14 protein-coding genes and 1 pseudogene are annotated in these 11728 nt (G+C 33.9%); 13 read left to right on the top strand and 2 right to left on the bottom strand.

All coding sequences use genetic code 11. From position 1 onward, the window contains the following. A partial coding sequence (locus tag IW22_RS23285) for an RHS repeat-associated core domain-containing protein (RefSeq protein WP_051891382.1) occupies positions 1–2939 on the top strand: 2939 nt, incomplete at its 5' end. Further along, entirely contained in the window at positions 2911–3375 is a 465-nt protein-coding gene (locus tag IW22_RS23280) for a hypothetical protein (RefSeq protein ID WP_034732076.1), read from the top strand. The genes IW22_RS23285 and IW22_RS23280, both read left to right, overlap by 29 nt. 32 nt (positions 3376–3407) lie before the next feature. Here the strand turns inward: IW22_RS23280 and IW22_RS23275 are convergent, their stop codons facing one another. After that, positions 3408–3674 (bottom strand): helix-turn-helix domain-containing protein, encoded by a 267-nt coding sequence (locus tag IW22_RS23275; protein WP_034732072.1) that lies wholly within the window; start codon positions 3672–3674, stop codon positions 3408–3410. A gap of 100 nt (positions 3675–3774) precedes the next feature. Between IW22_RS23275 and IW22_RS24790 the strand changes: the two genes are divergently transcribed. From IW22_RS24790 to IW22_RS23245, 6 genes are all read left to right on the top strand, one after another. Beyond that, positions 3775–4677 (top strand): RHS repeat-associated core domain-containing protein, encoded by a 903-nt coding sequence (locus IW22_RS24790; protein WP_316931678.1) that lies wholly within the window; start codon positions 3775–3777, stop codon positions 4675–4677. A gap of 23 nt (positions 4678–4700) precedes the next feature. Then, a complete protein-coding gene (locus IW22_RS23265) occupies positions 4701–5132 on the top strand; it encodes a hypothetical protein (RefSeq protein WP_034732066.1) in 432 nt (143 codons plus the stop codon). A gap of 139 nt (positions 5133–5271) precedes the next feature. Continuing rightward, the gene (locus IW22_RS24785; protein WP_034732064.1) at positions 5272–6180 is read left to right on the top strand and encodes an RHS repeat-associated core domain-containing protein; all 909 of its coding nucleotides are present in this window, start codon (positions 5272–5274) and stop codon (positions 6178–6180) included. After that, a complete protein-coding gene (locus IW22_RS23255; RefSeq protein WP_034732062.1) occupies positions 6149–6697 on the top strand; it encodes a hypothetical protein in 549 nt (182 codons plus the stop codon). The genes IW22_RS24785 and IW22_RS23255 overlap by 32 nt, the downstream gene beginning before the upstream one ends. A gap of 93 nt (positions 6698–6790) precedes the next feature. After that, the gene (locus tag IW22_RS24780; RefSeq protein ID WP_081874022.1) at positions 6791–7831 is read left to right on the top strand and encodes an RHS repeat-associated core domain-containing protein; all 1041 of its coding nucleotides are present in this window, start codon (positions 6791–6793) and stop codon (positions 7829–7831) included. Next, positions 7828–8199: a hypothetical protein gene (locus IW22_RS23245; protein ID WP_034732057.1), complete on the top strand. Its 372-nt coding sequence runs from the start codon at positions 7828–7830 to the stop codon at positions 8197–8199. The genes IW22_RS24780 and IW22_RS23245 overlap by 4 nt, the downstream gene beginning before the upstream one ends. Positions 8200–8277: 78 nt before the next feature. Here IW22_RS23245 and IW22_RS24095 read toward each other — a convergent pair whose 3' ends face one another. Next, on the bottom strand, positions 8278–8628 hold the full coding sequence (locus IW22_RS24095; protein ID WP_034732055.1) for a helix-turn-helix domain-containing protein: 351 nt from the start codon (positions 8626–8628) through the stop codon (positions 8278–8280). Between the two features lie 124 nt (positions 8629–8752). On the opposite strand from IW22_RS24095, the pseudogene IW22_RS24775 reads away from it, so the two are divergent. From IW22_RS24775 to IW22_RS23220, 5 genes and pseudogenes are all read left to right on the top strand, one after another. Continuing rightward, positions 8753–8932: pseudogene (locus IW22_RS24775) on the top strand (RHS repeat-associated core domain-containing protein); the annotation flags it as partial. A 177-nt stretch (positions 8933–9109) separates the two neighbouring features. Further along, positions 9110–9616 carry a hypothetical protein gene (locus IW22_RS23235; RefSeq protein WP_034732051.1) on the top strand — a complete coding sequence of 169 codons (507 nt, stop codon included), beginning with the start codon at positions 9110–9112 and terminating at the stop codon, positions 9614–9616. Then, positions 9597–10043 carry a hypothetical protein gene (locus tag IW22_RS23230; RefSeq protein ID WP_131401790.1) on the top strand — a complete coding sequence of 149 codons (447 nt, stop codon included), beginning with the start codon at positions 9597–9599 and terminating at the stop codon, positions 10041–10043. The genes IW22_RS23235 and IW22_RS23230 overlap by 20 nt, the downstream gene beginning before the upstream one ends. A 265-nt stretch (positions 10044–10308) precedes the next feature. Beyond that, entirely contained in the window at positions 10309–11121 is an 813-nt protein-coding gene (locus IW22_RS24770) for an RHS repeat-associated core domain-containing protein (protein WP_034732045.1), read from the top strand. After that, positions 11099–11614 carry a hypothetical protein gene (locus tag IW22_RS23220; protein ID WP_131401789.1) on the top strand — a complete coding sequence of 172 codons (516 nt, stop codon included), beginning with the start codon at positions 11099–11101 and terminating at the stop codon, positions 11612–11614. The genes IW22_RS24770 and IW22_RS23220 overlap by 23 nt, the downstream gene beginning before the upstream one ends. Positions 11615–11728: the final 114 nt, after the last annotated feature.

Below are 11728 nucleotides of genomic sequence, written 5' to 3'. Positions count from 1 at the left end.
ATGGAAATAAAACCTATGAATATAAAAATGGAAAAGGGCAGACCATTTTGTTAAGAAAAATGATATCCGGTTCAGAATATGCAGATACCTATTATGTGTATAATGAATATAACCAACTGGCATTTGTTATTCCTCCAAAAGCTGTCAATCAAGCCATCACCGATACCTTACTGAATGATCTGTGCTATCAGTACCGCTATGACGGAAAAGGCAGACTGGTGGAAAAGAAACTTCCGGGGAAAGGCTGGGAATACATGGTGTATGATAAAGCAGACCGACTGCTTCTTACCCAGGATGCAATGATGGCCTCCCAAAACAAATGGCTGATGACCAAATATGATATGTTTGGGCGAGTGGCTTATACAGGACTACTCAATAACAACAGCAGCAGAAATACCTTGCAGAGTCAGATGGCAGATTTGGTTATTTATGATGCACGACATCCTACAGGTTTTGTAAGGAATGGAATCACCGTTTATTATACCAGTGTCTATTTAAATGTAGATACGCTTTTGTCCGTTAATTATTATGATTCGTATCCTCAGGGATATGGCTTCAATCCACCTTTTCCATCCGCTATTCTGGGCGAGCCTGTTTTAACAGAAACGCCTTCCTCTGACGGAAGAAGCACAAAAGGATTACCTGTAATGAGTCTGGTCAAGAATATTGAAGATGATAACTGGACCAGGAACTATACCTATTACGATACCAAAGGCCGACCAGTTGGCACTTATTCCATTAATCATCTGGGAGGGTATACCAAAACAGAATCCAAGCTGGATTTTGCAGGAACACCGCAGATGGTTATTACCAAGCACAAAAGGCTTGTTACGGATACAGAAAGAACCATCACTGAAAACTTTACCTATGATCATCAGAACAGACTTTTGGTCCACAAGCATCAGGTAGATGGAAATCCCGAAGAAATTCTGGCTCAGAATAAATACAATGAGCTTTCCCAGCTTGAAAACAAAAAAGTGGGAGGAGTGAATATGGGTTCACCGCTTCAAAGCATCGATTACAAATACAACATCAGAGGCTGGATGACCCAGATCAATGATCCTGTAAGCCTGAACGGAAAACTGTTCGGATATAAAGTAAAATATACAGATCCTGTTTACAGTAGTATTTCACCGGGGAAATTCAATGGAAATATTGCTGAAATAGACTGGAATATGTCAACGGTGAATAACCTGAAAAGATACAACTACACCTATGACAACCTGAACCGATTAACCGATGCCGAATACGCAGAACCTGAAACCACCAATCCTCATAATAAGAATTTTGATGAACGTTTAACCTATGATTTAAACGGAAATATTGCCTTCTTAAAAAGAAATGCCCTTCCTGTTTTTGGCTCCACCGCTACACAGGTAGACAATCTTGAGTATAAATATACCGGAAATCGTCTGAATCAGGTTATCGAAAGCTCTTTAAATGACACAGGATATGAAGGAGGAAACAATACCATTGATTATGACCTGAACGGGAATATGATCAATATGAAAGACAAAGGCATTCAAACCATTACGTACAATTATCTGAGTTTGCCCAATACTTTTGATATTGTACAGACCACGATGGGCGTTACTTTTCGTTCCAATCTCGGTTATCTTTACCGTGCAGACGGAACGAAGCTGAAAAAAATATATACCGGCAGAATGGATGGAAGAGGAGCTGTGACTACCACCCGAATGACGGACTATCTGGATGGGTTCCAGTACAGCTATATCGATACGGGAGATGGATTTCAACCCTGTCTGGGCTGCAGAACAGAGTCTGCTTTTGAAGAGCAGGCCTATGAAAATGTAGGAAAAACATTTCCCGGTCTTGGCGGAACGCCGGAATGGAAACTGGATTTTGTACCCACAGCAGAAGGATTTTACAGTTTCACAGAAAACCGTTATATTTACCAATACAGAGATCATTTAGGAAATGCCAGAGTAAGTTTTGCCAAAAACAGCACAGGAGCTCTTGAAGTAACGGATACCAACAATTATTATCCATTTGGCCTCAATCATATTGAAGGAATGCTTAGTAGTTCTAATTTTGGCGGGTATTATAGTTACAAGTACAACGGAAAGGAGCTTCAGGAGACGGGTATGTATGATTATGGAGCAAGATTCTATATGCCTGACTTAGGACGCTGGGATGCTATAGATCCGCTTGCGGAGAAAATGACAAGACATAGCCCTTATAACTATGCTTTTGATAATCCAATCCGATTTATTGATCCGGATGGAAGAGCACCTGTTGATGATCATTTTAATAAGTACGGACGTTATATGTACACTGATAATAAAAAAACCAACAATGTAATTATACATACAGATAAAGGAAATGCAAGTCTTTCACAATTAGATTACAGCAAGAAAGGAACTATAACAGCTGTTTCTAAAGTTTTAGCACACTATGCAGGAGAAAAAAATATTGGAGGATATGTGGGTGTAGGGACATACGGTAAAGGAGATGCTCATACAAATGGGCGAGGAAATATTTTCTTTAATACCACATCTTTAAAAGGTGGTGAGTATGATAATGCATATTATATCCGATCTACTTTAAACCACGAAGGAGGAAAGCTTGGACATAAAAATGAAAATTTCAAGGGAGACTATACTTTTACATTACACTCTAAAGTTTACTTAAACGAAGCTAAGGATCCTGATTTTGGAAAGACTCCAGATAATTCTCGAGCAGGTCAAGCCGCAAGTTTTGGTCAACATGTTCTTAATGCAGCAGAAAAAGAATCAAGCTATGGTAATAATCCCATGGATATGATTAATCAATATAATGAAGAGAATACGGGAGGAGTATATATAAATGTTTATAACTCAGGGAATAATCTGCCAACAAGTACAAAACTTACTGTTCAAATAGGAAATAAAATTTATCCAACAAAATCATATGAAGACATCAAGCATCCTCAAGAGTAGTTTACTTCTTTTAGCTTTTACTATTTTTTCATGTAAAGAAAGTAATAAAGATAAAATACAATCTGTCTTTGCAGGAGAAACTAGTAAAAAATGGTATTGTTATAGCATTGATGAAGATCATTCATTTTATCCATATAGAGTAAAAGAATTTTTTAAAGATGGAAGGCAGATCCAATACATAAATAATTCTACTACTAAGAATTTAGATACTATCCCAAAAGATGATATGTATAATCCTGAGAAATGGTTTATCATCAATGATTCAGTTGTTAGTATAGATTCTGAGAGAAATCCTAAAAGTGGCTATTATCATAAAAATACCAGTAAAATACTCTTTTATAATAAAGATACTATTATTTTACAAGGAACAAAGCGTAGTAATTACGAAGGTGTTTTAATCCTTACACGATATAAAGGAAAAACAAATAATAAATAAAATAAAAGCCACTCGGAAGAGTGGCTTTTATTTTACATAATCGATTGCAATTTAGTTTGCTTGAGGAACGCATCAAGGAGATCGAAGACATGTTGTCTATCGTTCTCTTTTAGTTTTTGGATATCCAAAATTTTAGAAACAATATTTTTTTCCAAAAGAACATCTGTAGCACCTATAAGATAATCCAGAGAAATTTCCAGAGCTTCCGCAAGTTGTGTAGCTACCTCAATAGATGGTTTTACTTCCTCACGTTCATATCTTCCGATGACAGCACCGTGAACACCCACAAGTTTGCCCACTTCGTCCTGCTACATCTTTTTATCTTTTCTTACCCCGAGTTGGCGCGAGCGTCTCGCTCGTGTCCCGAAAAAAACAAAACCACTGTAAAATTGCAGTAGTTTGTTATTTGAGAAAACCTTTTTTCCATTTGGCCTCAATCATATTGAAGGAATGCTAAGTAGTTCTAATTTTGGCGGGTATTACAGTTATAAGTACAACGGCAAGGAGCTTCAGGAGAGTGGGATGTATGATTATGGAGCAAGATTCTATATGGCTGATCTGGGCAGATGGGGCGTTGTGGATCCGCTGGCGGAGACATCCACAAGATGGAGCCCTTACACCTATGCTTATAATAATCCTATAAGGTTTATTGATCCTGATGGAAGGGAGGCAAAAGATATACGATTTTCTCAAACAGTCAGAGAAGATGGAACAACTGTAATTACTATGACTGTTACAGGAAAAGTAATTAATGATTCAGGCAGAAAATTTACATCTCAGCAAATGAATTCATATGCTAAAAGGGTAAGTGGCTCATTGAAAGATGTATATGGGATTAAGGAGAATAAATTTGAAGTAAATGTAGTTACTGACATCTCAGTTGCATCTGATAATAATCCTCTTTCTAAAACAGATCATGCTATTAGAATTGTTAATGATGGGGGAATTCCGAATGGAATCGGAGGATATGAAGATAAAGGAACATTAGGAAAAGCTCCTGTAGGAGATAATGTTGTTTATATTGGAGATCAAATATTAGATAGGCAACAGGCTGCTGACGGACAGTATGCGGGAACTGGAAAAACAGACGATGGGCAAGGTACTTTAGATCGTACTGTGGGACATGAGTTTGGGCATTCTGGTAATCTTCAAAATCATGATTGGCCATCTGGAAATGCCATGTTGCCTTCCAAAGCTCCAAATGCAGGAAAAAATATAACGAGCGATCAAATTTATCAAATGAAAGATTCATATGATAGGGGTAAACTCAATAGTGGTGTTCAAAAAATACCTGTTCAATAATTATTTTTTAAATAATAACGATAATGAGTAAATTTTTTTTTATAATTTATATGTTTTTTGCTGGATTAAGTATTCATGCTCAAAATTTTGAAAATAAATTTCAAGTATCTTTTCAAGATTCATTTCAAAAGGATACAGTTTCTCTAAGAATAGGAAAATGTGAAGTAATTAATAATAAAGTTCTAATATCCAGGGAAATTGGTTTTACCGGGGTAAGAGTGGAATTACATGAATTAAATAAAATTATAGTTTTTGAAAATGGAAATACTATTCTTGAAAAAAAATGTAGTTTTAATCTAAGTAAAGATTTGAAATTTTATTTTATATTAAATAAGAAAAAAAGCAGTTTAGATATTAATCTTAATAATGGCAAATATATTGGATTAAGTAAGAATAAAAAGGAAGGTGAAGCTTTTATATTGCAGCAGCTTAAACGCCCATTTGAATATGATTAATATTTCCCCCAGCTGGCGCGAGTGTCTCGCTCGTGCCCCGAACAAAACAAAACCACTGTAAAATTGCAGTGGTTTGCTATTTGAGAAAACCGTTATATTTACCAGTACAGAGATCATTTAGGAAATATGAGGGTGAGTTTTGCCAAAAAACAGCGAAGGAGCTCTTGAAGTAACCGATACCAACAACTATTATCCATTTGGTCTCAACCATATAGAAGGAATGCTAAGCAGTTCTAATTTTGGAGGGTATTACAGTTATAAATACAATGGGAAGGAGCTTCAGGAGACGGGCATGTATGATTATGGTGCTAGGTTTTATATGGCTGATCTTGGGAGATGGGGCGTTGTGGATCCGCTGACGGAAAAATACAGAAGGTTTTCATCGTATACTTATGCAGTTGATAATCCAATTAGATTTATTGATCCTGATGGTAGAGCTGTTAATGATATTATCATAGTAGGCTCAAATGGCAAATCCAAAGAAGCAATTAAAACATTAAAGCAAACTGCTGCGGGAAAAGCTATTTGGGACAAGTACAGTAAATCTAAAACTGTTGATATCTATATAACGGTAGGTTCAATACCTACAAAAGATGGAGCTGCTGCAGAAACTTTATACGGTATTCAAAATACTACTATGGTTACGGCAGGAAAAATTAAAGCTAATGAGAGATCTGAAAGTTCTGAATTTAAAGCTTTTAATGGAGTAGATATTTCGAAAAGTAAAGGAAAGGATGTAGCCCTAATTCTATTAAATTCTAATCCGGATAATGGAGCGTTTGGTACAACTGAGAAAGCTGCTGCAGCCAAAGCATCTAGATCGGGAGGAGAAGATAAAATTGTATATGATAATTCTGAATCAATTTATCATGAAATAAAATCTCATGTTGACTTAAATAAAAGCAAAGATCAGCATGGTGATTATGGTTCAGATCATTCAGGAGTACTAAGAGAAGATTTTAATCCAAAAAAAGGATCTCCAGCTGAAAAAATACAAACACAGTTAAAAGAATTATATGAAAAAAATAAATCAACTGACATTAAATAAGTTATTAATACTATTTTTCTTTTTTTTATTTGTTTTTTCTTTTTCTCAACAGAAAAAGATTAATTATACAATAATTAAAGATTCTAATCAGGAGCCATTAAAAAAAGACACTATTGTTTATTATTTTTTAATTAATAAAGAAAAAAATATTTTTATTAAAAAAGATAAACTTTATCAATTTACTTTTTCTAATGATAGTACAAAAGTTAGTGGTTTTTTAAATATTAGAAAGGACAAAATTATTTTTTCGGAAAATAAGAAGACAATCAAAACAATAGAATATCGTAAAAATATAAATCAATGTAATATAGAATACTTTGGGAAGTTTGGAGATGACATTTGTTTAATGTTTAAGGGAGGAGGAGAATTTGAAGTAATTCAAAAGGGATTGATACCCAGCCATAAACTCTACGTTTCAAAAATCTATTGGAAGAAGGGCTTTGAATACCCTGATAAAATTTATTTTAAGGAACAAGGCTCTGCAAAAGAATTTATTGCATTAGCACAACCAAATTAATCCCCTGAGTTGGCGCGAGCGTCTCGCTCGTGCCCCGAATAAAACAAAACCACTGTAAAATTGCAGTGGTTTACTATTTGAGAAAACTGTTATATTTACCAATACAGAGATCATTTAGGAAATGCCAGAGTAAGTTTTGCCAAAAACAGCACAGGAGCTCTTGAAGTAACGGATACCAACAATTATTATCCATTTGGCCTCAATCATATTGAAGGAATGCTAAGCAGTTCTAATTTTGGAGGGTATTACAGTTATAAGTACAACGGCAAGGAGCTTCAGGAGACGGGTATCTATGATTATGGCGCACGTTTTTATATGCCGGATTTGGGTAGATGGGGTGTTGTTGATCCGTTGGCTGAACAATATCGTAGGTTTTCACCTTATAGTTATACTGTGAATAACCCAATCAGATTTACTGATCCTGATGGAATGCAAATTGCTCCAGGAAGTCAAGAACAGTGGGATAAACATAAAAAAGACGTACAGGATAAAAAATCTGAATTAGAAACTACAAAATCAGGACTAGCTCAAAAAGCTAAAGACGAGGGATGGAGCTCTAAAAAACTAGCACGACAAGAGAATAGATTATCTGAAAGAATTTCGAGTCTAGGAGGCTCGCTAGATAATATGAGTGTACTTGAGCAAAGTGATAATGTATATGCATTAGAAGATTCTAATGGGAAAAATGGAGGTACCTATTATGACTCTAATACAGGAAATATAAATCTTAGTTTTGATGGTAGCACAAGTGAATTTGTTCATGAAATGACTCATGGATACCAATTCGAGACAGGTTCATTGGTATTATATAATAGTGGTTATTCAGCTGGTGATCTCCATGATGAAGTAGGAGCTTATAAAGCTCAATTTGCATATGATCCAGATAATCATAATTTTATAAAAACGAATGTTTCTGCTTTTGAAAATAATAAAATCCAAAGTATGTCGGATATAACAACTAGCTGGGTTAGGAATATAAAAAGTGGAATATATAGTAGTCATCCTAACACACAAGTTACTTTATCAACTTCAAGAGAGGCTTTACTAAAGATGTATCCAAAGGCTAATCTTCCCCAAAATTACTCTATTATGAAAGATCTAAATGTTGTAATTCCAAAAAGATTTTCAAAATGAAAAAGATAATTAGTTTATTTGTGATTGTATTTTTTGTAAGTTGTAAATCACAGAACAGAATAGCTCCTGAAAGTTTCCAAGGTAATTATACATATGTTGATAGTAAGCAATTTTTAAAAATAGAAATACTTGAAAACAATGAAATCACTATAGAGAAAAAAGTTGAAGCAAACAGGGTTAAATGTATTGGTAATTATAAAATTATTTCAAATAAAAAGATTAAAATCCATTGTGTAGATGAAAGAAATATGCATGAAGCAAATAGTATTATCGATTTTGTTCCTTTAAGATTTGATATAAAGAATGAAACAGTTTATTTCGAACCAGGTATAATAAAATACAAAAATATGGTATTAAAAAAAGAATGATAAAAACTATAATTTTCACAAATTTTATAATATGTGATAAATAAAAATTAACCCTCGCAAGAAGTGAGGGTTTTTATTTTATAAAGCGGCAACATTTTTATTAAAGAAGTCTTTAAATTTTTTGGTAGTAAGCATTTTATCGATGATTTTAAAGACGGTGCTTTTATCTTCTTCGTCGAGCTGTTGAATGAGTTCCATCTGTTCCAGAGTCGATTTATCTTCAATTACAATTTCTTTAGGTTTTACGTTTTCATCGTAATTTATAATCTGGTCTACAGACAAATTAAAGAGTTTAGCCATTTTGGTAAGCTCTGTTACGGTAACTTCCCTTAATCCTTTTTCGATTTTGGAGTAAGTAGATTTATCTACGCCCTTGGCTGGCGCGAGCGTCTCGCTCGTGCTCCGAACAAAACAAAACCACTGTAAAATTGCAGTGGTTTGCTATTTGAGAAAACCGTTATATTTACCAATACAGAGACCATCTAGGAAATGCCAGAGTAAGTTTTGCCAAAAACAGCACAGGAGCTTTTTTAGTTCTAATTTTGGAGGGTATTACAGTTATAAATACAATGGGAAGGAGCTTCAGGAGACGGGCATGTATGATTATGGTGCTAGGTTTTATATGGCTGATCTGGGCAGATGGGGCGTTGTAGATCCGCTGGCGGAGAAAATGAAAAGATGGTCACCATACAACTATACATTTAATAATCCTTTGAGGTATATTGATCCGGATTGAAGAGGACCTTTAGGCGATTTTTTTACAAAATCTGGGAGGTATTTAGGTAGCGATGGTATAAATGATCATAAAGTTTATGTTAGTGAAGGAAATAAAAGTAATTACCTTACGGAAGCAAAACAAGAAATCAGGGGGGGAGTTGCTTCTTTAGGAGCAATTTCGACAGCTTTGAAAATGACAAATTCACCATCGACACATTTAATAAGTCCTGATAAAGAAGGAGGACAACATGAAGTTCGTGCCGATATTAATTTAGGAGGAAATAGAACGACATACACAACGGGAGAGAAAATGACAATAAATAAAGGAGAAGCAAGTGGACATATAAATTTTATGGACATTGCTATTCAAAACGGTATTAAGAATAATATTAAAACGGATATTTTGTTACATTCACACCCAACAGCAACTTTGTTGGAAGGTGGAAAATCTTATACTATTACAGCAACAGAACCTTCTAGTGATGATATAAAAGCATTTGCAGATTTTGAAACTAATATAATTGTCGGTAATTTGGAGCGTAATCCTGTGACTTTAAAGTCAGATGGTTCTATGATAGATCCATATAATAAACAAGGAGCAGTGTTTTATGATAATAAAGGTACGAAATTAATGGATTTAAATATTAATGCAGTAAATAACATTTTATCAAATTATGAAAATGGCAAAATTAAAAAATAGAGTATTGACTTTTTTATTAGGATTTTGTTCTTTACTATATTCTTCCCAAAGTAAGCTGAATTTAATTATTGTAATTGATGATAATATTATTACTGATAGGTTATCTATGAGCTTTATTGAAGAAAGGCAAAATAATACTGTTTTGGATTTTACTTATACTACTGGAAAAGAAATTCACTTGGATAAAAAATTTGATGCAAGTGATAAACTTATTCTAAAATTCAAATATTCAAACTATATAGATAAAGATTATAATTATAATATTAATATTATAGGTGGTTTACTAATAGATACACCATATTTAATTGTCAGGATTTATAATTTAGATAAAAAGAAATACAAGAAAAAATATTGTCATTCAAAAGAAGATTATGTCGTTGAGCTTCAAAACAGTACATTATATGGTCAAATTCCTATTTGTAAATAGAAGAGTTGAACTTAACTGTTGCTCCTATCTCTAAAAAATCACCCCCCCGCTGGCGCGAGCGTTTCGCTCGTGCCCCGAATAAAACAAAACCACTGTAAAAAAGCAGTGGTTTTTATTATTTTATTTCAAAATGTTATATTTACCAATACAGAGATCATTTAGGAAATGCAAGAGTAAGTTCTGCCAAAAACAGCACAGGAGCTCTTGAAGTAACGGATACCTTTTTTACAATTATTATCCATTTGGCCTCAATCATATTGAAGGAATGCTTAGTAGTTCTAATTTTGGCGGGTATTACAGTTACAAGTACAATGGAAAGGAGCTTCAGGAGACGGGTATGTATGATTATGGTGCTAGGTTCTATATGGCAGATATTGGAAGATGGGGTGTTGTAGATCCGCTTGCGGAGAAGATGACTAGACACAGCCCTTATAATTATGCGTTTAATAATCCAATTAGGTTCATTGATCCTGATGGCAGAATGGCAATAGAAAACGATGATGAATTTAGAGCTGATCCAAGCGGTAAAATTACACAAGTTGAGAAAGCGGGAGAAGATGTTCTTGTAATGGTGGATAAAAAAGGTAATGAAACAGGAGTAAGAGTAAACATAGGAGAAAATGCAGAATTAGCACAAGGTAATGGAAGAACGCAAGCTCTAGTTGTTAATGATCAAGAAAAAGGTCACGAGGCATTCAAAGCTATAGCAGATCATTCTAAGGTTGAATATGCTAAGATAGAATATATTGATGCATCAGCAAATGAAAAAACAATGCTCTTTACAAACGGTGAAAGAAATGAAGTGCAAGCTTCTGATGTAGGGAAAGCTCTTGAAAATGCAGGTAATGTAGTAACTACTATTGATCATTCTCATAAGTTTGGATTGCCAACACCATCTTCATATAACAGAAGTAGTCAGTTAGTTGAAACCTCTAAGATGGGAGATGCTGCAGGTGCTACAAATTATCCTGTAAATTCACAAAGTAAACCTATTAATAGACACGTATATGTTCCAAATTCAGGTGGAACGGCATATAAATATGATAATGTTAAATATGAAAAAGTTGAAAATTACTAGATTAATAATAATTATATTTTTTTTTATTTCTTGTTCAACTCAGGTTAAGCAGAATGAAAACGCAGAAATATTTTCATTAATTAACAATTATAAATTTGAATTTGTTAATATGACAGGAGAACCTCCTTATGCTGTTGTAATAAATAAAGAAAATTCAAAAGTTAAAATAATGGATATTTCTAAAAACTCAGCTTTAGAATATTTAAATAATAATAGATTTAAAAAAAAAGCAGGATTATATTCTGATATTTTATGTTTCTATAATGATAAAGATGTATTTGGTAAGTCCTTGTTTAAAAACATTCCTGAAAAAATGAAAGAAGAAGCTAAAAAAGGAATGATACTTTCTTTTGATAATAAAAAACTTCAAGTAGATAGAGATTTCATAGAATGGCAACCAGAATTAGAAATTATTTATGATGGAGATTTAAATAAAAAAATTATAATTAGAAATCCAGATTTATTAAATTTAAAACCTGAAATAAATCAATAACGAAGAGGCTGTCAAAAAAGACCTACAGCCCTCTCTGCTGGATCGAGCATTTCTCCCGCTGGCGCGAGTGTCTCGCTCGTGCCCCGAATAAAACAAAACCACTGTAAAATTACA

The organism is Chryseobacterium sp. JM1 (assembly GCF_000737715.1).
Classification (GTDB): domain Bacteria; phylum Bacteroidota; class Bacteroidia; order Flavobacteriales; family Weeksellaceae; genus Chryseobacterium.
This window is presented reverse-complemented; position numbering and strand designations above follow the sequence as displayed.